Below are 21,579 nucleotides of genomic sequence, written 5' to 3' on the forward strand. Positions count from 1 at the left end.
GATTTGCGAAGGAGAGCGGCGATGTCCGGAGAATTCAGCTGCAGAGGGATTTTGCGCAGCAAAGATCTCAAAACCGTGTCCGAGTTCGGGTTCCATCTGAACGTGATGCTCGATCTGTCCCACAACACGTTTTTCGAAACCATCGGCACGGCCCGGAACAGTTACGCCGTCATGGCCAAACCCATCGAACTGGATTGCCAGTTGTCGATCGCGGGCACGCCCGACTATGCCGGGTACATGAAAAAGCTCATGTCCGGTTCGGGCACATCGCCGATGCAGGACTTTGCACGCCAATTGTCCACGCGTTCGATGACCAAACGTGTTCCGCTGGTCAAGGAGTTCGAGGACCTCATGACCAGCCACAAGGTCAAGCTGGAGTTTCCCGATTTCGACGCATCGGTCGCGGCGGTCGACAGCTTTGTAGAAGGGACCGATGTCGCACGGGCGGTTGCGGCGGCAACAGCGGCGACCATGGATGAGTTCGACCAGCTGGATGTCGCGACGCGTTCGTCGATGGGCATGTATGCGCGCACCACCGCGACGTCTTTTTCGCGCAGCGGCAGCGGCGAACGCATCCCGCGCATCGCCCATCGCCGCGCCTGAGGGCGCTGCGTCCAGACACATATGTGCCAAGCGCGCCATCACATGCGGAACACGCCAAAGCGTGTCTCCTCGATCGGTGCGTTCAGGGCCGCGCGCAGCGACAGGTGCAGCACATCGCGCGCGCGGCGCGGGTCAACGATGCCGTCGTCCCAGAGCCGTGCGCTGGCATAGAGCGGGTGGGATTGTTCCTCGAACATGTCGATGGTCGGTTGTTTGAACGCGGCCTCTTCCTCCGCCGACCACGCACCGCCCTTGCGCTCGATCCCGTCGCGTTTCACGGTCGCCAGAACCCCCGCCGCCTGCGCGCCGCCCATCACGGAGATGCGGGAATTGGGCCAGGACCACAGGAACCGCGGGGAATAGGCGCGGCCCGCCATGCCGTAATTCCCCGCCCCGAACGACCCACCGACCAGCATCGTGATCTTGGGTACGGACGTGGTGGCCACAGCCGTCACCATCTTGGCCCCGTGGCGCGCAATCCCTTCGTTCTCGTACTTTTGCCCCACCATGAACCCGGTGATATTCTGAAGAAAGATCAGTGGGATACGCCGCTGACTGCACAGCTCGATGAAATGCGCGCCCTTCTGCGCGGCCTCGGAAAACAGCACGCCATTGTTGGCGATGATGCCCACGGGGAGCCCCTCGATATGGGCAAAACCGCAGACCAGCGTTTCGCCAAACCGCGCCTTGAACGCATCAAAACGTGACCCGTCGACCAACCGTGCAATCACCTCATGAATGTCATAGGGCGTGCGCAGGTCCCCCGGCACAACGCCAAGGATTTCGTCGGGGTCAAAGGCAGGCGCCTCGGGGGATTGCGCCGCCGCGTGAGCCTGCGCAGGCCCGAGGCTCGCCACCGCCTGCCGCGCCAGCGCCAGCGCATGGGCGTCATCATCGGCTAGGTAGTCGGCCACACCAGACAGGCGTGTATGGACGTCGCCGCCCCCAAGCGCCTCGGCGCTCACGACCTCGCCCGTCGCCGCCTTGACCAGCGGTGGACCGGCGAGGAATATCGTCCCCTGTTCCTTCACGATGATCGTCACGTCCGACATCGCGGGCACATACGCCCCACCGGCGGTACACGACCCCATGACGACAGCAATCTGCGCAATCCCCTTGGCGCTCATCTGCGCCTGATTGAAGAAGATGCGGCCAAAATGGTCGCGGTCGGGGAACACCTCGTCCTGATTGGGCAGGTTCGCCCCGCCGCTGTCCACAAGGTAGATGCAAGGCAGATGGTTCTGTTCCGCGATCTCCTGCGCACGCAGGTGCTTTTTGACGGTCATGGGATAGTAGGTGCCGCCTTTGACCGTGGCATCGTTGCAAATCACCATGACCTGCCGCCCCTGCACCTGCCCCACGCCCGCAATGACACCGGCACAAGGCGCCGCACCGTCATAGAGGCCATGCGCCGCTGTCGCGCCCACTTCGAGGAAGGGTGTCCCGGGGTCGAGCAGGTTCGCCACCCGGTCACGCGGCAACATCTTGCCCCGTGACAGATGCCGCTCGCGCGCACGCTCCCCGCCCCCGGCCATGGCCAGCGCTGCGGCCTCCTGCACGGTGCGCAGCGCCTCCAGATGGGCAAGGCGGTTGGCTTTGAAGCCTTCGGATGACGGGATGGCCTGGGAGGTCAGTTTCATGTTTGGTATCTCCTCCAAATGCGCCAGGCTGTGCGGGCAGCCGTCCAGCGCTGCATCGAAATGAACAAACTGCACATGTCTTTCGGCCGCAGCGATCCCGGACAATCAATCGCTTGTTCTGTGGCCTGCGCCCACTGCCGCTCGAAAGTGCCTGGACCAAATCCCGTCAGGTTCGATATGTCAGGCTTCTGCGCGATCAACACAGCAAGTCTTCTATCAAGCGTGGCGGACAACGCGTCGAAACATGGCAGCCGGTCAGGTGCCTGTCGCCCAATCGCGCAATAATCGGCAGCATTGGTCACGCAATGCGCGTCCATCTCGCCTGCTGCCGCGCTGTCTTCCTGCACCAAATCGATGCACCCAATCATCCAACGCGCAGCGTCAGCAGGCGCGCGCTGCGCCATGGCGTAACCCGGAATGGTCACAGAGAAGGCAAGCAGTGTCGCTTTCACGTAAACGATCAACCCCGCCCCTCCGCCGCCGCCCGTGCGCGCAGCTCTTTGCGGATCACCTTGCCCGTCACGGTCATGGGCAGCGCGTCCAGAAATTCGATCTCGCGGGGATAGGAATAGGCGGCGAGCCGGTCGCGCACATGTGCTTGCAACGCTGCGGCATCGGGCGTTTTACCGGGCTTGGGCACAACGTAGGCCTTCACGATCTCGGTGCGCAGGTCGTCGGGTTTGCCGACCACGCCCACGGTTGCCACGTCCGGGTGGGTCAGCAGGCAGTCTTCGATCTCGGACGGGCCGATGCGGTAGCCCGCAGAGGTGATCACATCGTCGTCTCGTCCCATAAAACGGATGAACGCTCCGTCATGTTGGCCGCGATCGCCGGTCAGCAGCCAATCGCCGCGAAACTTTGCCGCCGTCGCGTCCGGGTTGTTCCAATAGCGCAGCATCATGGACGGCGCGCCGCGCCTGACCGCTATATCGCCCTCGCCGTCCGTTATATTGCCCGCAGCGTCGATCACCGCCACGTCAAAGCCCGGCACCGGCCGGCCCATGCAGCCCGGTTGCGGCGCGAACCGCGCGGCGCAGGAAGACACGACCATGTTGCACTCGGTCTGGCCGTAGAATTCGTTGATCGTCACGCCGAGCGCCGCACGCCCCCATGCCAACATTTCCGCGCCCAAAGGCTCGCCCCCGCTCGCCACCGACCGCAACCCGTCGATGCGCGCACCCGCCGCCTTGAGCATGCGCAGCGCGGTGGGCGGAAAGAACACGTTGCGCACCCGGCCCCGGGCAATGATGTCGGCGCAGACCTCCGGGCTGAACTTGTCCGCCCGCGCCGCGACCACCGGCACGCCAAGGGCCAGACCCGGCATCAGCACATCAAACAGCCCACCAATCCACGCCCAGTCCGCAGGGGTCCACAGGCAATCATGCGGCTGGCCCAGATCATCATGGCTGAGGGCGACGCCGGGGATGTGACCGTCCAGCACGCCGTGACCGTGCAAGGCCCCCTTGGGCTTTCCGGTTGTGCCGGAGGTATAGATCAGGACGGCGGGCGTGTCGGTCGTCACCTCGGCGGGTGACAGGGCTGCAGGCGTCTGGGCGAGGTCGGCGGCATCAAGGCACAGCGCCAGATCACCGACCAATGCGGCCCCTTCGGCATCGGTGAGGACAAGCGACAGACCGGAATCGGATATCCGCGAGGCCAGCGCATCCTGCTTGAACAGCTTGAACAACTGTACGGAAATCGCACCCAGTGACCAGATCGCCAGATGCGCCGCGGCACAGGCGGGTCCCTGCGACAAGAGCACGCCCACGCGGTCACCCGGCGCAATATCCGCCAATCCGCGGGCAATCCCCCCGGCCATGCCGCGCAGATCGGCATAACTCACGTCACGGCGCGCGGCACCTGTCAGATCAATGATCGCCACACGGTCCTGCGGATGATCAAGGCACTGCGCCGCCATGTTCATATGCCGGTCTCCGCGATCTCGCGCACCCGGCCCAGACGGTCCACGGCATAGAGCCGCTCAAGGCAACGCACGTGGAACACCGCGCCATCCGCGCCCGGCAGACCGATGCAATCGGTGACCCGTCCCCCATGTTGGGCCACGTGCCGCTCCGCCACCGCCATGATGATCGCGCTGCTGTCGAGCGTCACCTGTCGCTGACCCAGCCAGTAGCCGCCCAGACCCGCCAGCACCACCAGCGTCGCAGTTGTGATCAGCACGGACCGTGGCATCAGCCCATCGCCGCCACCAGCTCGCGCCCCACGAGCATGCGCCGGATCTCGGACGTGCCCGCCCCGATCTCCATCAGCTTGGCATCGCGGAAGAGGCGCGCCACCGGCGCATCCGCGAGGAACCCGGCCCCGCCCATGGCCTGCACGGCCTGATGCGCCTGTGTCATCGCAGCCTCCGATGCATAGAGACAGCAGGCGGCGGCATCCTGCCGCGTCACCTGCCCCCGGTCGCAGGCCTTGGCAACCTCGTAGACATAGGCGCGTGCGGAATTCATCGCAGTGTACATGTCCGCGATCTTGCCCTGCATCAGCTGGAAATTCCCGATTGCTTTGCCGAACTGCTTGCGTTCGGACACGTATGGCATCACCTCATCGAGGCAGGCCGCCATGATGCCGAGCCCAATGCCTGCCAGCACCACCCGTTCGTAATCCAGGCCGGACATCAGGACGGCAACGCCGCGCCCCTCTTCGCCCAGCACGTTGTCAAACGGCACCTCCACATCGTCAAAGATCAGCTCGGCGGTGTTGGACCCGCGCATCCCGAGCTTGTCGAAATGCGGTGAGGTGCTGAACCCGGTCATGGCCTTTTCGATCAGGAAGGCGGTGATCCCCTTGGGCCCTGCGCCGGGGTCGGTCTTGGCATAGACCACCAGCGTATCGGCGTCGGGCCCGTTGGTGATCCAGTATTTGTTGCCGTTCAGGATGTAGCGGTCGTTGCGCTTTTCCGCATTCAGCGACATGGACACGACGTCCGATCCCGCCCCCGCCTCCGACATGGCCAGAGCGCCCACATGCGCGCCGCTCACGAGACCGGGCAGGTATTTTTCCTTCTGCGCGTCGGTGCCGTTGAGGTTGATCTGGTTCACGCAGAGGTTCGAATGCGCGCCATAGCTGAGTGAGACGGACGCGCTGGCCCGCGCCACTTCCTCGACCGCGACCGTGTGCGCGAGATAGCCCATGCCCGCGCCGCCAAACGCCTCCGGCACGGTGATGCCCAGCAGACCCATTTCACCCAGTTCAGGCCAGAGTGCAGGTGGAAAGGCGTTGTCGGCGTCGATGGCCGCCGCCTGCGGCTTGACCCGGTCCTGCGCCCAGCGATGCACCATATCGCGCAACGCGTTCACGTCTTCGCCCAGATCGAAGGTCATGGAATGGGTGAACATGGCGCGCCTCCCCGCATAAATGAACACTTGTTCAATTTATAGCTATAAGGATGCCTTGGTCAAATCAAAAGACGTAGCGTGCCCGGCACGCAGCCGGTTTCGCGCGGCGGGCATTGATTGCTTTGACGCAATGCCACGGAACTGCATTTTGCACGAATGTCGGCTGCTAGACTGCCGTTCGGCCAAAAATCATCATTCGGAAGTTGCACAAACGGAAGCGACTGTTTCGTTCGAAGAGGTCGAGACAGCGTTGAAAACACAGTGCTTAGAATTGAGCTCTTGGAACAGCAAAGCTGCAGCCATGGAAATTACGAAGGAGCCGATGCAGAACGTAACATTTCGGAAAAGCGCATTCCTGGCGTTTCTGTTTCCAGAGTGCATCAGAACCCGCCAAAATGAAACGTAACCGCCCGTTGCAACGTCCCACGTGCCGCGCGCAGTAGCATGTGCCGTGGAGATTAGGCCCCCCAGCGATGCAAAGAGCTTCAAGAACCAAAAGATCGTGACCAGAAAGCCGAAGATTACCACCATCAAGAGTAAATGGATAAACGTGGCCAAGACTATAGGCTCCTAGAGGACCGCACTTGGAATAAACTGAGGCCTGCGAGAACAGGGTCGCTGATTTTGACCAAATGGGCAACAACAACGCTGAATCTGCAAAGCAGACATGGGGACGTTTGCGGCGAAAGTGCGCTTCGTCCGCTTTTTCCCGCTAACAGGGCGCTGTCTTTTGATACACTGCCGAAACCTCGGCCCGGATGATCTGTGCGATCAGCGTGCAATCGTCGATACTGAAGGTCAGCGGCACGCGCATGTCCACAACACCGGCCAGGATGCGGTCACTGGCCGCCATTGGCTTTGACGGCGCATAGCGCCAGCTGTCGTAGCGGCTGGTGAAGGCGACGGGTTCGGGCGCGCCGAACCATTTGAGTTCCACCCCGCGCGCGGCACAGCGCGCAATCACCTCACGTACGGCCGATCCCGCCCAATCCAGCAGCAGGAACTGGATGGAGGAGCCAACGATAGTCTCCTGTTCGGGCCGTTCGATCACGGTCAGACCCGGGGTGCCGCGCAGGCCATCCTCCAGCGTGCGGTAACGGTCGTTCCAGCGCTGCACCTGTGCGTCCAGATCGGCCAGCTGCGGGCGCAGGATCGCGGCGCGCAGGTTGTCCATGCGGCCTGAGATGTTCGGCGTGTCGTACTTGATGTCGTCAAATACGTGCGGCGGGGGGGCCGCATTGTGTCGTTCATAGAGCATATAGCTGCCCGACAGCATGATGGCGCGGGCGGCGATGTGCGGATCGTCCGTCACCAGCAGCCCGCCCTCGCCCGCGTTGATATGCTTGTAAGTCTGGCAGGAATAGCACCCCACAGCCCCGTGCCGCCCCGACGGCGTGCCGCGCCATGCGGCGCCCATCGTGTGGGCGCAATCCTCGATCACCGTCACACCGGCGGCGTCGCACATCGCCATCAGCCGGTCCATGTCGCAGATATGCCCGCGCATGTGGCTCAAGAGCAGCACGCGCGCCTCGCCCAGCTTCGCCTCAAGATCATCAAGGTCGATGGTCAGCGCCTCGGTCACGCCCACGAACACCGGCACACCGCCCACCGCAGCAATCGCCCCTGGCACAGGGGCCAGCGTGAACGCATTGCTCAGAACCTTGTCCCCGTGCCCCACGCCCACCGCGCGCAGGGCCGTCGCCATCGCATACCCGCCCGAGGCCACGGCGAGGCTGTATTGCGCGCCCACAAGCGCTGCGAACTCTTCTTCAAGCCGCGCGGCCTCCGCCACCTCGCCCTGGGCCGTGTTGTAGCGGTGCAGACGCCCGTGGCGCATGACCTCCACCGCCGCGGCAATGGCGGTCTCGGGGATGGGTTCCTGCTGGGTGAAATTGCCGGTGAAACGCTCTGTCATGACCGCTTGTTTGGGACGGCGCGCGGCGCAGGTCAAGCCACCCTCCGGCAATTTGAAAACCTGAAACGCCGCCTTTGCCTCAGCCGCGCGGGGCGAGCTGGGCGACGATCCCGGTCAGGTCCGCATAATCATCGAGCAGCGCCTCTGGCTCCAGCGCCGCCATATCCTCGCCTGATGGGCCAAAGGTCACGAGGATCGACGGCACACCCGCCGCGCGCGCGGTGTTGCGGTCCGTGTCGCTGTCACCGACCAGCAGGCAGTCGGTCGGACCATGCCCCAAGAGGCGCGCGGCCTCGATCAGCGGCGCGGGATCTGGCTTGCGCACGGGCAGCGTATCGGCCCCCACGAGGCAGCCGAACGCATCCAGCACCCCCAGTTCCGTAAACAGCTGCCGCGCCAGCCCCTCGGGCTTGTTGGTGCAGATGCCGACGCTGTGCCCGGCCACCTTCAGCGCCTCCACAGCCTCCATCGCACCGGGATAGAGCACGGTGTGCACGGCAATCGCGTCCCCGTAAGCCTCAAGCAGCACCGGATAGTACCGATCCACCACGGCCGCATCATACGCGCCCAGCCGTTCGAGCCCGGTGGTCAGCATCCGCCGCCCCCCGCGCAGCGCCACACCCGCATCGCCAGGCCCCAGCACATCCCCATGCCCCATGGCCCGGAAACAGTGGTTCGCGGCGGCCAGCAAATCACCGCTTGTGTCCGCCAATGTTCCATCCAGATCGAAAACAACCGCTGTCATGCCCCGCCTTCCCTGTTGCAAGCCGCAACAACCTTTTACCCGCGCCCGCTTGCGCCTTTGGGTCCAGCGGATAAACAGGGGGCCACAAAAACACAAAGACAAACGGCCAAAGAGGCAAAGAATGAGCGTTGCACTGATCATCCTGGCCGCAGGCAAAGGCACACGGATGAATTCGGACCTGCCCAAGGTTCTCCATCCCATTGCAGGTGCGCCGATGCTGCACCACGCGATGCGCACCGGCGCGGCGCTTGATCCTGCGCACACCATCGTGGTGGCGGGACACGGCGGCGATGCGGTGCAGGCCGCCGCGTGGGCCCATGACGCACAGGCCCGCGTGGTCATGCAGGAGGAACAGCTGGGCACCGGTCACGCCGTGGATCAGGCGCGCGATGCGCTCAAGGGCTTTGACGGGGACGTCGTCGTTTTGTTTGGTGACACGCCATTTCTGCAGCCTGAGACGCTGGAGCGGATGCTGGCAGCGCGCAAGGATCATGACGTGGTGGTCCTGGGCTTCGATGTGGCCGAGTTGCAGCCGCGCTATGGCCGTTTGGTGATGGACGGCGACCGCCTGTTGCGGATCGTTGAATACAAGGACGCGACCGAAGACGAACGCCAGATCCGCTTTACCAACAGCGGGCTTCTGGCCTGCGATGCGGCGACCCTGTTCGATCTGATCTCCGGCCTCAGCAATGACAACGCATCCGGCGAATATTACCTGACGGAGGTGGCGGAGCTGGCCAATGCGCGCGGCCTGTCCGTCACAGCCGTGAAATGCGATGAGGCGGAAACGTTGGGTGTAGACAGCCGCGCGGACCTTGCCGCCGCCGACGCGCTGTTTCAGGCGCGTGCGCGGGCTGCGCTGCTGGCCGACGGCGTGACGCTTGCCGCGCCGGACACCGTTTACCTGTCCTATGACACCATCATCGGGCGCGATGCGATGATCGAACCCAATGTGGTCTTTGGCCCCGGCGTCACGGTGGAAAGCGGCGCGACGATCCGGGCGTTTTCGCACCTCGAAGGGTGCCACGTGTCACGCGGCGCCATCGTTGGCCCCTATGCCCGCCTGCGCCCCGGCACGGAATTGTCCGAAGATGTGCGTGTGGGCAACTTTGTCGAGGTCAAGAACGCGGTTGTCGCGACAGGCGCTAAAATCAACCACCTCAGCTATATCGGCGACGCCACCGTGGGCGAGGCCAGCAATATCGGCGCAGGCACGATCACCTGCAATTATGACGGCGTGATGAAGCACCGGACCGAGATTGGCGCGCGCGCCTTTATCGGGTCGAACACGATGCTGGTGGCACCGGTTTCCGTGGGCGACGAGGCGATGACCGGGTCCGGGTCGGTGATTACGTCAGACGTCGAAGACGGCGCGCTGGCCATTGCGCGTGCGCCACAGGTCGAAAAACCGGGCATGGCCCGCAAATTGTTTCAAATGTTAAAGGCCAAGAAGGCCAGACAGAGCAGAGGCAGCTAAAAATGTGTGGTATTGTCGGGGTCCTCGGACATCACGAAGCAGCGCCCATCCTCGTGGAAGCGCTCAAACGGCTGGAATATCGCGGCTATGACAGCGCCGGGATCGCCACGATCAACGGCGGCGTGCTGGACCGGCGGCGCGCCGTGGGCAAGCTGGTCAATCTGAGCGATACGCTGGTGCATGACCCGCTCGCGGGCAAGTCCGGGATAGGTCACACACGCTGGGCCACACACGGGGCCGCGACGACTGGCAATGCGCACCCCCACCGCGCCGGTCCCGTCGCCGTTGTGCACAACGGCATCATCGAGAATTTCCGCGAACTGCGCGCCGAGTTGTCCGAGGCAGGGTACGCCGCACAGACCGAGACGGACAGCGAGACGGTCGCCCTCCTGACCCAACGCTATATGGACGCCGGTGCCACACCGAAAGACGCCGCGTTTCAGGCCATCGACCGTCTGGTCGGGGCCTTCGCGCTCGCGTTCCTCTTTGATGGCGAAGACGACCTGATCATTGCGGCACGCATGGGCCCGCCGCTCGCCGTGGGACATGGCGATGGTGAGATGTTCGTGGGCTCGGACGCGATTGCGCTCGCCTCACTCACGGACCGGATCACGTACCTGGAAGATGGCGACCGTGCGGTGGTCACGCGCGCCGGGGCCACGATCTATGACGCGCAGGGCCGCCTTGCCAATCGCGCGGTCAAGCAGGTGTCGATTGAAGCCACCCGCATGGACAAGGCCGGGCACAAGCATTTCATGGCCAAGGAGATCGCGGAGCAGCCTACCGTTCTGGGCAACACGCTGACGCACTACCTCACGGATGCCGGTGAAATCACCCTGCCCGACCCCGGCCTCGATTTCACCGCCTACGACCGGCTGACGCTGGTGGCCTGTGGCACCGCCTACTACGCCTGCCTGACGGCGAAATACTGGTTCGAACAGGTGGCGCGCATCCCGGTCGAGGTCGATGTGGCGTCTGAATTCCGCTACCGCGAGCCGCCAATTCCCGCCCGCACGCTGGCGCTGTTTGTCAGCCAGTCGGGCGAGACGGCGGACACGCTGGCCGCCCTGCGCTATTGCCGCGACCGGGCCGACACGATTGTGTCGGTGGTCAACGTGCCGGAAAGCTCCATCGCGCGGGAAAGCGATCTGGCCCTGCCGATCCATGCCGGTGTCGAGGTGGGCGTGGCCTCGACCAAGGCGTTCACCTGCCAGCTGACGGTGCTGTTGATGCTGGTGCTGAAGGCCGCCGCACAGCGTGGAGAGTTGAGCGAAGACGCACTGGCCAGTCACATCGCGGACTTGCGCAACTTGCCCGGCCTGATCAATCAGGCGCTGGCGCAGAACGAAGAGATGCAGAAGACCGCCCGCCGCCTGTCGGAGGCGCGGGACATCCTGTTTTTGGGGCGCGGGTTGATGTATCCCCTCGCCCACGAAGGTGCGCTTAAACTGAAAGAAATCAGCTATATACACGCCGAAGCTTATGCATCTGGTGAGTTGAAGCACGGGCCTATCGCCTTGATCGACAAGACGGTGCCGGTGATCGTCATGGCGCCGCGCGATGCGCTTTTCGACAAGACGGTGTCGAACATGCAGGAGGTGATGGCGCGCAAGGGCAAGGTCGTGCTGGTGTCCGACAGCGCAGGGATTGCAGAGGCTGGCGAAGGCACGTGGTCAAACCTGACCATGCCCACCTGCCCTGACCTTCTGACCCCCATCGTGTACGCTGTGCCCGCACAGCTTTTGGCGTACCAAACGGCGGTGGCCAAGGGCACGGATGTGGACCAGCCCCGCAACCTCGCCAAATCCGTGACGGTCGAATAGATGGCCAAACAGTTCGACAGCATCAGCGAAGACCACCAGCGCTTTATCGAAGCGCAGCACATGTTTTTCGTGGGCAGTGCGGCGGCAGATGGCCGTGTGAACATCTCACCCAAGGGAATGGATTCGCTGCGCGTCATGGGGCCGAACCGCATCGTATGGCGCAACCTGACCGGGTCGGGCAATGAGACCGCCGGGCATCTGGCGCAGATCAACCGCATGACCTTGATGTGGTGCGGGTTCGAAACGCGGCCCCTCATCCTGCGCACCTATGGCACGGCACAGACGCTGCATCCGCGCGATGACGGGTTCGCGGCGCTCAACGCGCTGTTTCCGGAAAGCCTCGGGGCGCGTCAGATCTATGATGTGACGGTGGAGATGGTGCAGACGTCCTGCGGCTATGCGGTGCCGTTCTACGACTATGCGGGCGAGCGGGATGTGCTGGCCAACTGGGCCGAGACCAAGGGGCGCGACGGCATCGACACCTATTGGCGCGACCGCAATCAGCAGACGATTGACGGCGCACCGACCCATATTCTGGCCGATCCGGAATGACGCCTGACGCCGCGATGGCGGAAATCGCCGCCCATGGCGATGCCGAACGGGCAGCAGGTGCCAAGGCCTATCACAAGTCTGAGCGCGCGCATCTGGGCGTGCCGAACCCGGTGCTGAACGACCTGACCAAGGGCTGGCGGCAGACGCTCGACGTGCCGACACGGGTGGCGCTGGCCCGCGGCCTTTGGGATACGGATGTGTTCGAGGGGCGGCTGGCGGCGGCCAAGCTGCTGACACAAGCGCGCATCCGCCCAGATGACGGGGTTTGGGCGTTGATCTGTGACTGGGTGCCGGAGTTTGACGGCTGGGCGGTGGCCGATCACGCCTGCATGGCGGGGCACAGGCGGCTGATGGCTGATCCTGCGCGGCTTGATACGGTCGAGGCGTGGACCACGTCCGACCACATATGGACAAAGCGCGCCGCACTGGTCATGACCCTGCCCTGGACCAAACAGAACCACCCTAAACCCGCAGAACAAGCCGCGCGCGACCGCATCCTCGGCTGGGCCGCAGGCTATGTCACGGATCACAGGTGGTTCATTCAGAAGGCCGTGGCGTGGTGGCTGCGCGATCTGAGCAAACATGACGCGCCGCGCGTCACCGCATTCCTCGACCAGCATGGGGCTCAGATGAAGCCCTTCGCCGCCAAGGAAGCATCGCGTCACCTGAGTGACGCCTAGAGCGAAATACAATTAACCTGCACCATCACTCATCACGTAACCCGTTGAAATTTTTTATTTCAGGCAGGGTTACGTGATTCAGGTTTTTGTATTTCTGCTTTAACCTGCCAGCACGTCCACCTCGGGCAACCCGGTCAGCGGCGCGCCCAGTTCCTGCATCGCTTGCAGCGACAGGCGGCTGCCTGCGGTTGCGGGGCCATCGATCGGGATCAACGTCACCTTCACGCTCTTGTTCGTTTCGGGATAATACACGGTGCCGGGGCGTTGGGATTGCACCAGAGGGGTCTTGATCCACAATCCCGGCTCTGCCGCATTGCCCAGCGACGCCACCGTGCGTCCCAGCGTGCCAATGGACACGTCGGGCGCGGCGGGCGCATCCACCGCCGCATCATCCGGACGGGCCTCGGGCCGGACAACGTCCCCCGTGGTCACGTCGGTGTCCGGCGTGTCCGACACAACCGGCTCCGGCGCACCGCCGGGATTGCGCACCTGATCAACCAACGCGCAGCCCGACACGAACACGGACACACCCAAAGCCAAAACTCTCAACATCTTCACTCTCCCGTCAGATGACATCACACACCCCCTTGCGGGAAACGTGCCACCCACATACCACTTAACCCATGACAGCTCCATTGATCGACCCCTTCCAGCGGGCCATCCGCTATCTGCGCGTCTCCGTTACGGATCGTTGCGATTTCCGTTGTGTCTATTGCATGTCCGAGAACATGACGTTCCTGCCGAAAAAGGAACTGCTCACGCTTGAGGAACTGGACCGCATGTGTTCGGCCTTTGTGCGCCTTGGCGTGGACAAGCTGCGGATCACCGGCGGTGAGCCGCTGGTGCGGCGCGACATCATGACGTTTTTCCAGAACATGGGCCGTCATCTGGAAAGCGGCGCGCTCAAGGAACTGACCCTGACCACCAATGGCAGCCAGCTCGAGCGCTTTGCCAAGGACCTCTATGCGGCAGGCGTGCGGCGGGTGAACGTGTCGCTGGACACGCTTGATGAGGACAAGTTCGCCGCCATCACCCGGTGGGGCCGTCTGGCACAGGTGCTGCGCGGCATCGACGCCGCCCTTGATGCCGGTCTGCGGATCAAGATCAACGCCGTGGCCCTCAAGGGGTTCAACGAAGAAGAGCTGGAAACCATCACCGCGTGGTGTGCCGATCGGGACATGGACCTCACATGGATCGAAGTCATGCCCATGGGTGATCTGGGGAATGAGGACCGGCTGGGCCAGTACTGGTCGCTGAAGGACGTTCGCGCGCGGTATGGTCAGAGCTTTACGCTCACCGATCTGGCGGAACGCACGGGCGGGCCTGCGCGTTATGTCCGGCTCGAGGAAACCGGTCAGAAAATCGGGTTCATCACCCCGCTCAGCCATAATTTCTGCGAAAGCTGCAATCGCGTGCGCATCACCTGCACGGGCGAGATCTACATGTGCCTCGGACAGGAGGACATGGCAGACCTGCGCGCGCCCCTGCGGGCGCATCCCACGGACGACGCCCCGCTCGAGGACGCGATCCGCGCGGCCATCGCGCTGAAACCCAAGGGCCATGATTTCGACTACTCGCGCCAGCGTCTTGACGGGCAGATGCCCCGCCACATGAGCCATACCGGCGGCTGACATGCCACGCCCGACAGCGCTTTTTCGCCTGTATCAGGCGGCCACGGCGCTCACCGTGCCGTTTTTCGCCCGTGGGGCCGTGAACAAGCTGCGCAAGGCGGGTGTGCCCGTCGCGCGCGCGCATGAGCGGTTGGGACATGCGACAGCGGATCGGCGTCTGGGTCCGCTCATATGGTTTCATGGTGCCTCCGTCGGTGAGGCCAAGTCCGTCCTGCCCCTGTTGCATCATATTGCCGCCGTGGCGCCGCAGGTGCGGCTGCTGCTGACCTCTGGCACAGCCACCTCTGCCGAAGCGGTGGCACCCCGCCTGCCCCAGGGTGCGGTGCATCAGTTCGCGCCGCTTGATGCCGCAGGCCCCGTGGACCGGTTCCTCGGTCATTGGCGGCCTGATCTGTGCGTGCTGGTCGAATCCGAGCTGTGGCCCAACCTGCTGGATCATTGCGCACGGCGCGACCTGCCGGTCGCGCTGCTCAACGCGCGCCTGTCGGACAGCAGCGCCCGCGGCTGGCGCAAATTTCCGGACACCACGGCCTATGTGCTGCGCGGGATCCGCCATGCCCATTGCCAGGACCAGCGCACGCGCGACCACCTGCGCGCGATGGGGCTCGGCATGGCGGTGGCGGGGGCGAACCTCAAATCCCTGACCGCCGCGCCGCAGGTCCCCGCATCCGTGCGCGATGCTGCCTTTGCTGATCTGGGGGGGCGGCCGATCTGGGTCGCGGCCTCGACACACACGGGCGAAGAAGCCGACATTCTCACCGCGCACCGCGCGCTGCTGCGCGATCATCCGGATCTGTGCCTGATCCTTGCCCCGCGCCACCCCGAACGCGCGACAGAGGTCATGGCCCTGATCGATGCGGCCGGTCTGACACACAGCCGCCGCAGCACCGGCGGCAGCCTCGGCGACGGGGCGCAGGTCTATCTCGCGGACACGATGGGGGAAATGGACCTGTGGTACACGCTCAGTCCGATTGTGTTTCTGGGCGGATCGTTTTCCGATGATGGCGGGCACACACCGTTCGAGCCTGCGGCGGCGCATACCGCGATCCTGCACGGCCCGCATTACGCCAACTTTGCCGAGGCTTATGCTGCGTTCCTACTGGCCAATGCCAGCGTGCAGGTGGCCAATGCCGCAGCGCTTGCAGGTGCGGTGCACGACCTGCTGACGCACCCAAGCCGCGCGGCGCAGCTGGCCGCATGCGCGCGCCCGCTTGCGCGCGACGGGGCGGATGTACTGCCGGACATGGCGCGCGAACTCTTTGCGCTGGCCGGGATTGAGGACGAGGAACATGCCTGACCTGGACCGGATCGACGTGATCGCCCCCAATTTCAAACGCCGCCTGTCGGGTGTGACGTCGACCGTTGTGCGGCTGGTCCCCTTGCAAGCGGAACAGATTGCCATCACCGCCTGTGCGCCCGTGATGCCGGACCACGTGCCGAATGTGCCGTGGCGCCGGCTCCTGACCATGTCGCGGCGCGGGCCCAATGGTCCGCGTGTGTGGCACGCCCGCCGCAACGTTGAGATGATCGCCGGGCTTGCGCTGCGTGCGTTGGGCAAGGACCTGCGCCTGCTCTTCACCTCCGCCAGCCAGCGCACACATACCGGCCTGTCCAAAGCGCTGATCCGGCGTATGGATGCGGTTATCTCGACGTCGGCCAAGACCGCCGACTATCTCGAACGGCCCTCAACCGTGATCCACCACGGCATCGACACAGAGGTGTTTACCCCGGCCCCTGATCGCGTGGCGCTCCGCCGCAGTCTCGGGCTGGGTGATGGTCCGCTGCTGGGCTGCTTTGGCCGCATCCGCAGGCAAAAGGGCACGGACGTCTTCGTCGACGCCATGCTCGCGCTGCTGCCTGCCCACCCGACCGCGCAGGCGATCGTGATGGGGCGCGCCGTGCCAAAGGATGATGAGTTTCTCGAGGGCCTGAAGGCCAAAGTGGAGACCGCGGGTCTGGCGGACCGTATCCGCTTTCTGCCCGAGGTGCCGGTGTGGGAAACTCCGCAATATTATCAAGCGCTTGACATATACATCGCACCACAGCGGTGGGAAGGGTTCGGCCTCACCCCGCTCGAAGCGATGGCCTGCGGCGCGCCCGTTGTCGCCACCCGCGTCGGGGCGTTCGAAGAGCTGATTGAAGATGGCGTAACCGGGACCCTCGTGGATCCCGGAGATGTCGATCAGATGGTGACAGCGATCGCACCTCTGCTTGCGCACCCGGACCAGCGCGCACGCTGGTCAGAGGCCGCGCGCAGCCACACCGTCGCCCACTTCCAACTGCAACACGAAGCCGACGCCATCACCGCAATCTACCGGCAGCTGCTGCGCAGCTGAGGGACGGTGGGTGGGGCGATACGCGCGCACGCGCGGGAGCGTCACCCGACCGGACCATCCCTCCCGACTACCCGGCGAGCGGCATCCGCTGTTCCACAATTTCCGCCCACCACGAACAGCCCGCCGGAATGGCGGCGTCGTTAAAATCATATTCCGGATGATGCACCATCGCCGTGTCGCCGTTACCGATCAGGATATACGCCCCCGGCCGCTCTTCCAGCATGAACGCGAAATCCTCCCCGCCCATGACCAAAGGCGCGTCGTCGCATTGCCCTGACACCGACCGCGCCACGTCCGCCGCAAAATCGGTTTGTGCGTCATGGTTGATCATCACCGGGTAATTCCGCTGATAGTCCACCGTGGCCGTTCCGCCAAAGGTTGCCGCCACCCCGGCGCAAATCTCGTTCACCCGCTTTTCCGCCAGATCGCGCATCTCAGCACTCATCGTGCGCACGGTGCCCATGATCTGTACCTTCTGCGGGATCACATTGAACGCCTTTGACGATGTCTCGAACGACGTGATCGACACCACGATCCGGTCCACCGGATCGGCATTCCGGCTCACGATGCTCTGCAGCGCCGTCACCGCATGCGCCGCCATCAGGGTCGTGTCTATGGTTTCCTGCGGCTTGGCGGCATGCCCGCCCAACCCCTCGAACGTGATATCGAGCAGGTCCGTCGCGGCAAAGAACGCACCCGGACGAATGGCAAATTCACCCACGGGCCGTCCGGGCCAATTGTGCATGCCATAGACTTCGTCAATCCCCCAGCGGTCCATCATGCCATCATCGCACATCTCCCGACCGCCGCCGCCGCCCTCTTCGGCGGGCTGAAAGATCACCACTGCGGTGCCGTCGAAATTCCGCGTCTCGGCAAGATATTGCGCAGCGCCCAGCAACATCGCCGTGTGCCCGTCATGACCACAGGCATGCATCGCCCCTTCGGTCTTTGACGCATACTCCAGCCCCGTTGCCTCGGGAATCGGCAGCGCGTCCATGTCGGCGCGCAGTCCGATCACCTTGCCCGACCCATCCGCGCGCCCCTTGATCACGCCGACAACGCCCGTGCGCCCGATGCCCTCGACCACCTCATCACAACCAAAGGCACGCAGCTTTTCCGCGACCAAAGCACTGGTACGGTGCGTCTCGAACAGGATTTCGGGATGGGTGTGGATGTCGCGCCGCCATGCGGTGATGTCATCATGCAGGTCGGCAAATCGGTTCTTGATCGGCATAAATTGCTCCTGTTGTCAAAGCGCAGGACCAAGGCGCATAGGGGTTCCGTCGGAAAATCGGTCAAATCTGAAACGACTGAGATCATGACCCGGATCACGCCCGGTGACCAGAGCCGAAAGGACGCGCCCCACCCCCGGCCCGATCCCGAACCCATGACCGCTCATCCCCGTCCCGAGGGTCAAACCGGGCAGCGGCGTCACCCGGTCAATCACCGGCACCACATCGGGCATCACGTCAATCATGCCCGCCCACGCGGTCTTGAGCCGTGGTGCGCCCAGACCGGGAAAGCGGTCGGCAAACGCCTTTTGCAACGCGCGCACCTTGGCCGCGTTGGGCGCGGGGTTGAGGATGCGTTGCCGCTCAAACGGGCTGATCGCGTCATCGGCCCAGTGCCGGGGCGTGCGCCACCCATCGGGGTAGCCCTGCGGCGCAAAGGGCAGGAACCGCGTGCCAAACGGCTCGGCCCGCAACTGGGTCAGGTATTTGCCAAAATTGCGCAGCGCATCCGGCCCCACAAACAGTTCGTGAAACCCGCCCGCCGCAACAGAATACCCGCCATCCGCGCGCGGACGAAAGGCGATGCCGCCATCCGTTGCTCCGCCGCCATATGCCATCGGTGCCGCGTCCAGCGCCGCCACGGTCGCCCGCACCGACAATTGCGGCAACGACACCCCATGCCGGCGCAGAAACAGCGCGGACCACGCGCCTCCGGCCAGCACGACCTCGGGTGCCGCAATGCGCCCCTTTTCGGTCACAACCCCCGCGACACGCCCCGCCGCCATGTCAAGGCCCCGCACAGCGCAATGCTCAACAATCGTAACCCCGGCGCGCGCGGCAATCCCGGCCAGCGCGGGCACGGCCACCCATGGCTCGGCCTTCATGTCAGATGCGGTATACATCGCCCCTGTGTAAGTGCGCGCCAGATCCGGGATCAGCGCCTGCGCCTCAGCGCGGGACAAAAGTGCTGTATCGACCCCATGGGCCTGCGCGTGTGGGACCCACGCGGCATAGCGCTCCATATCCGCATCCGTCTGTGCGAGATACGTCACACCCCCTTGGGTCAGGCCGATATCAACATTGGTCTCTGTCGCGAGTTGCCGCCAGAGCCTGCCCGCCTCGACCATGATCGGCAACTCGTCCGGGTCACGCCCCTGTTGCCGGATCCATCCCCAGTTGCGGCTCGATTGTTCGCCCGCAATCCGGCCCTTTTCGAGCAAGACAACGCGCAGGCCGTCGCGCGCCAGAAACAGGGCCGTCGTGACCCCGATCACACCGCCACCAATCACAACCACGTCCGCCTCCGACGGGGCCGGTCCCGGCCATGTCACAGGCGAGCGGTCCGTGATGGGGAACGCGGTCATTCAGGGCTACCCGATCTGCTCCAGCAGGCCGCGCATGAATGCGTGACCCGCCTCGAACTGCGCGATGGTGATGAATTCGTTGGGCTGATGGGCTTGCGCGATGTCCCCCGGCCCGCAGACCACCGCCGAATAGCCCGCCGCCTGAAATTGCCCCGCTTCGGTGCCATAGCTGACCACGTGGCTGCCATTGTCACCGGTGATGCGACGCACAAGCGCTTCGGCCGGGCCGTCCTCTTCGGGGGTCAATGGGGGCACGTTGAACCGCGTATCGACGTCGATGCGCGCCTCCGGTCTCACCGCCTGCATGCCCGCTTCGATCTCGGCCACATGGGCAAGGTATGCCTCTTTGAGGGCGACGGTATCGTCACCGGGCACCGCACGGAAATCCATGGAGAACCGGCAATCCTTGGCGGTGATGTTATGCGCCGTGCCGCCCGCGATCTGACCCACATGCCACGTGGTAAAGGGCGGATCGAACATCGCCGCCAGCGCGGATGGCGTGGCGGCGGCGTTCTCCGCGTTGCGGTGGTTGGCAAAATCGATGACCTTCGCCCCTTCGAGGATCGCGCTGACGCCCGTGGGCAGCAGCGAGGAATGCACCTCGAAGCCAATGACATGGGTGTCGAACCCCTGCCCGCCCTTGTGGCCGGTCACGGCCTTCATCATCGACGGCTCGCCCACGATGACCGGGCCGCCCTTGGGCACCACGCCCTGCATCGCCTTGATCATGGGCGGCGCACCGAGGCAGCCGATTTCCTCGTCAAAGCTGAGCGCCAATTGGCAGGGTTTTCCTGCGTAATGCGCCTCCACCAGCGTCCAGATGGCCAGCGCATCGAACCCCTTCATGTCACAGGTGCCGCGCCCGAAATACTTGCCGTCGCGCGCCACGACGTCGAACGGATCTGTGTCCCAGGCCTGCCCGTCCACGGGCACCACATCCGTATGCCCCGACAGGACCACGGCCCCCTCGATCTCGGGGCCGACATGGGCAAAAAGTGCGGCCTTTTCCCCATCGGGGTGATAGTAGCGGTGGGACGTGATGCCGTGCCCGGCCAGATACTCCTCGACCCAGTCCACCAGCGGCAGGTTCGTGTCACGGCTCACCGTGGGAAAGCGAATGAGCTGAGTCATCAGCTCGAGCGGGGTCAGGCGTGTGGTCAAATCGCTTCTCCAAAGAAGATCAATGTGCAGTCTTCGTCAGCCACGTGGAATTCACGCTGGCCATAGTCCTGGTCGAACGGTGCGCGCACACGACCCTCGGGCAGCGTGTCGAGCCGGGGTTTGAGCGCGGCATAGAGCGTGTCGATGCCGTCCACATCAATATAGAAGGACCCTTCGCGTTCGGGATGAGACAGATCGACCTGATCCCAGACCTGCACCAGCCGGATCGCAACCGCGTCCCGGCGCAGGAACGCGTAAGTGTCGGCACGAAAGCCGACTTCGAAGCCGAGGATGCCTTCGTAAAACCCGATCTGCGCATCCAGCGACGAGCATGGCACAAACGGCGTGATTTGCGTCATACGGCTCACAGGCGGTATCCCCCGGACACCGCCAACACCTCACCCGTGATATAGCTGGCCGCGTCGCTGGCCAGAAACCGCACGGCCTGGGCCACATCCTCGGGCGTGCCCATACGGCCCAAGGCGGTCAGATCGACAAAGGTCTGTTTCAGCGCATCATCGCGTCCGGCGGCGGGTACGTCGATGGGACCGGGTGCGACCGCGTTGATGCGAATGCCGCGCGGGCCGAGTTCCTTGGCCGCACCGCGCGTCCACAGATCCAGCGCGGCCTTTGACGCGCCATACATCACCGCGCCCATGGGCGGCAGTTCGGCGTTCACGGAGGATATGCTGACCATCGCCGCACCTTGGTTCAGATGCGGCAAAGCGGCGGCCAGAAGGCCCTGGGCCGCAAACAGGTTCACGTCAAAGATCGCCTGATAGTTCTGCGGCGCGAAGCCGTCGATGGGCGACATTTCGATGGCGCCCGCGTTGTGGATGATCACGTCGAGCCGTCCAAAGGCCGCGATGGTCGCGTCGATCAGCGCCTTTGGCGTGTCCAGCGCGCGCAGATCGCCCCGCACCTGCGCGGTGCCTGCGTTTTCGGGCGGTGTCGTGTTGTGGTGCACCATGACGTCGTGGTCGTCCGCCAGTGCGGCAACTATGGCCGCGCCGATGCCGCGCGCGCCGCCGGTGACCAGCGCCGCTTTGCGCGCCGCGCCCATG

The 21,579-nt window shown here is 64.3% G+C and carries 21 protein-coding genes; 8 read left to right on the forward strand and 13 right to left on the reverse strand.

Annotated elements, in window-relative coordinates; translation table 11 throughout:
• Positions 1-51 precede the first annotated feature (51 nt).
• Entirely contained in the window at positions 52-603 is a 552-nt protein-coding gene (locus ACERHN_RS01660) for a hypothetical protein (protein WP_415920908.1), read from the forward strand.
• Between the two features lie 38 nt (positions 604-641).
• On the opposite strand, the gene ACERHN_RS01665 is transcribed toward ACERHN_RS01660, so the two are convergent.
• From ACERHN_RS01665 to ACERHN_RS01695, 7 genes are all read right to left on the reverse strand, one after another.
• A complete protein-coding gene (locus ACERHN_RS01665; protein ID WP_415920909.1) occupies positions 642-2,243 on the reverse strand; it encodes a carboxyl transferase domain-containing protein in 1,602 nt (533 codons plus the stop codon).
• Positions 2,240-2,707 (reverse strand): hypothetical protein, encoded by a 468-nt coding sequence (locus tag ACERHN_RS01670; protein ID WP_415920910.1) that lies wholly within the window; start codon positions 2,705-2,707, stop codon positions 2,240-2,242. Before ACERHN_RS01670 ends, ACERHN_RS01665 begins: the two co-directional genes overlap by 4 nt.
• A complete protein-coding gene (locus ACERHN_RS01675) occupies positions 2,704-4,167 on the reverse strand; it encodes an AMP-binding protein (protein ID WP_415920911.1) in 1,464 nt (487 codons plus the stop codon). Before ACERHN_RS01675 ends, ACERHN_RS01670 begins: the two co-directional genes overlap by 4 nt.
• The gene (locus ACERHN_RS01680) at positions 4,164-4,436 is read right to left on the reverse strand and encodes a hypothetical protein (protein ID WP_415920912.1); all 273 of its coding nucleotides are present in this window, start codon (positions 4,434-4,436) and stop codon (positions 4,164-4,166) included. Before ACERHN_RS01680 ends, ACERHN_RS01675 begins: the two co-directional genes overlap by 4 nt.
• Entirely contained in the window at positions 4,436-5,599 is a 1,164-nt protein-coding gene (locus ACERHN_RS01685) for an acyl-CoA dehydrogenase family protein (RefSeq protein WP_415920913.1), read from the reverse strand. The genes ACERHN_RS01680 and ACERHN_RS01685 overlap by 1 nt, the downstream gene beginning before the upstream one ends.
• A gap of 712 nt (positions 5,600-6,311) precedes the next feature.
• On the reverse strand, positions 6,312-7,514 hold the full coding sequence (locus ACERHN_RS01690; RefSeq protein WP_415920914.1) for a DegT/DnrJ/EryC1/StrS family aminotransferase: 1,203 nt from the start codon (positions 7,512-7,514) through the stop codon (positions 6,312-6,314).
• A gap of 79 nt (positions 7,515-7,593) precedes the next feature.
• The gene (locus ACERHN_RS01695) at positions 7,594-8,259 is read right to left on the reverse strand and encodes an HAD-IA family hydrolase (protein ID WP_415920915.1); all 666 of its coding nucleotides are present in this window, start codon (positions 8,257-8,259) and stop codon (positions 7,594-7,596) included.
• A gap of 121 nt (positions 8,260-8,380) precedes the next feature.
• Here ACERHN_RS01695 and glmU point away from each other — a divergent pair, with 121 nt between their 5' ends.
• The 4 genes from glmU to ACERHN_RS01715 are packed head-to-tail and all read left to right on the forward strand — an operon-like array spanning position 8,381 to position 12,791.
• Positions 8,381-9,736: a bifunctional UDP-N-acetylglucosamine diphosphorylase/glucosamine-1-phosphate N-acetyltransferase GlmU gene (glmU, locus tag ACERHN_RS01700; protein WP_415920916.1), complete on the forward strand. Its 1,356-nt coding sequence runs from the start codon at positions 8,381-8,383 to the stop codon at positions 9,734-9,736.
• 2 nt (positions 9,737-9,738) lie between these two features.
• The gene (gene glmS, locus ACERHN_RS01705) at positions 9,739-11,559 is read left to right on the forward strand and encodes a glutamine--fructose-6-phosphate transaminase (isomerizing) (RefSeq protein WP_415920917.1); all 1,821 of its coding nucleotides are present in this window, start codon (positions 9,739-9,741) and stop codon (positions 11,557-11,559) included.
• The gene (locus ACERHN_RS01710; protein WP_415920918.1) at positions 11,560-12,111 is read left to right on the forward strand and encodes a pyridoxamine 5'-phosphate oxidase family protein; all 552 of its coding nucleotides are present in this window, start codon (positions 11,560-11,562) and stop codon (positions 12,109-12,111) included.
• Positions 12,108-12,791, forward strand: coding sequence for a DNA alkylation repair protein (locus ACERHN_RS01715; protein ID WP_415920919.1), 684 nt, complete (start codon positions 12,108-12,110; stop codon positions 12,789-12,791). The genes ACERHN_RS01710 and ACERHN_RS01715 overlap by 4 nt, the downstream gene beginning before the upstream one ends.
• A 99-nt stretch (positions 12,792-12,890) precedes the next feature.
• On the opposite strand, the gene ACERHN_RS01720 is transcribed toward ACERHN_RS01715, so the two are convergent.
• Positions 12,891-13,343 carry a hypothetical protein gene (locus ACERHN_RS01720; RefSeq protein WP_415920920.1) on the reverse strand — a complete coding sequence of 151 codons (453 nt, stop codon included), beginning with the start codon at positions 13,341-13,343 and terminating at the stop codon, positions 12,891-12,893.
• A 71-nt stretch (positions 13,344-13,414) separates the two neighbouring features.
• Here ACERHN_RS01720 and moaA point away from each other — a divergent pair, with 71 nt between their 5' ends.
• The 3 genes from moaA to ACERHN_RS01735 are packed head-to-tail and all read left to right on the forward strand — an operon-like array spanning position 13,415 to position 16,758.
• On the forward strand, positions 13,415-14,422 hold the full coding sequence (moaA, locus tag ACERHN_RS01725) for a GTP 3',8-cyclase MoaA (protein WP_415920921.1): 1,008 nt from the start codon (positions 13,415-13,417) through the stop codon (positions 14,420-14,422).
• A 1-nt stretch (position 14,423) separates the two neighbouring features.
• Positions 14,424-15,719, forward strand: a complete 1,296-nt coding sequence (locus ACERHN_RS01730) for a 3-deoxy-D-manno-octulosonic acid transferase (protein ID WP_415920922.1) — start codon at positions 14,424-14,426, stop codon at positions 15,717-15,719.
• Positions 15,712-16,758, forward strand: a complete 1,047-nt coding sequence (locus ACERHN_RS01735) for a glycosyltransferase family 4 protein (RefSeq protein WP_415920923.1) — start codon at positions 15,712-15,714, stop codon at positions 16,756-16,758. Before ACERHN_RS01730 ends, ACERHN_RS01735 begins: the two co-directional genes overlap by 8 nt.
• 67 nt (positions 16,759-16,825) lie before the next feature.
• Here ACERHN_RS01735 and ACERHN_RS01740 read toward each other — a convergent pair whose 3' ends face one another.
• Genes ACERHN_RS01740 through ACERHN_RS01760 form a run of 5 tightly spaced genes read right to left on the reverse strand, consistent with a single transcriptional unit; the run spans position 16,826 to position 21,578 of the window.
• Positions 16,826-17,992: a M20 aminoacylase family protein gene (locus ACERHN_RS01740; RefSeq protein ID WP_415920924.1), complete on the reverse strand. Its 1,167-nt coding sequence runs from the start codon at positions 17,990-17,992 to the stop codon at positions 16,826-16,828.
• Between the two features lie 15 nt (positions 17,993-18,007).
• Positions 18,008-19,354, reverse strand: a complete 1,347-nt coding sequence (locus ACERHN_RS01745; RefSeq protein ID WP_415920925.1) for an NAD(P)/FAD-dependent oxidoreductase — start codon at positions 19,352-19,354, stop codon at positions 18,008-18,010.
• Positions 19,355-19,360: 6 nt separating this feature from the next.
• Positions 19,361-20,515: an acetylornithine deacetylase gene (gene argE, locus ACERHN_RS01750; RefSeq protein ID WP_415920926.1), complete on the reverse strand. Its 1,155-nt coding sequence runs from the start codon at positions 20,513-20,515 to the stop codon at positions 19,361-19,363.
• Complete coding sequence (locus ACERHN_RS01755) at positions 20,512-20,874, reverse strand: bleomycin resistance protein (protein WP_415922785.1); 363 nt, start codon at positions 20,872-20,874, stop codon at positions 20,512-20,514. The genes argE and ACERHN_RS01755 overlap by 4 nt, the downstream gene beginning before the upstream one ends.
• A gap of 5 nt (positions 20,875-20,879) precedes the next feature.
• Entirely contained in the window at positions 20,880-21,578 is a 699-nt protein-coding gene (locus ACERHN_RS01760; RefSeq protein ID WP_415920927.1) for an SDR family NAD(P)-dependent oxidoreductase, read from the reverse strand.
• Between the last annotated feature and the right edge of the window lies 1 nt (position 21,579).

Origin of the sequence: Tateyamaria rhodophyticola, assembly GCF_047777875.1 — a bacterium.
Taxonomy (GTDB): Bacteria; Pseudomonadota; Alphaproteobacteria; order Rhodobacterales; family Rhodobacteraceae; genus Tateyamaria.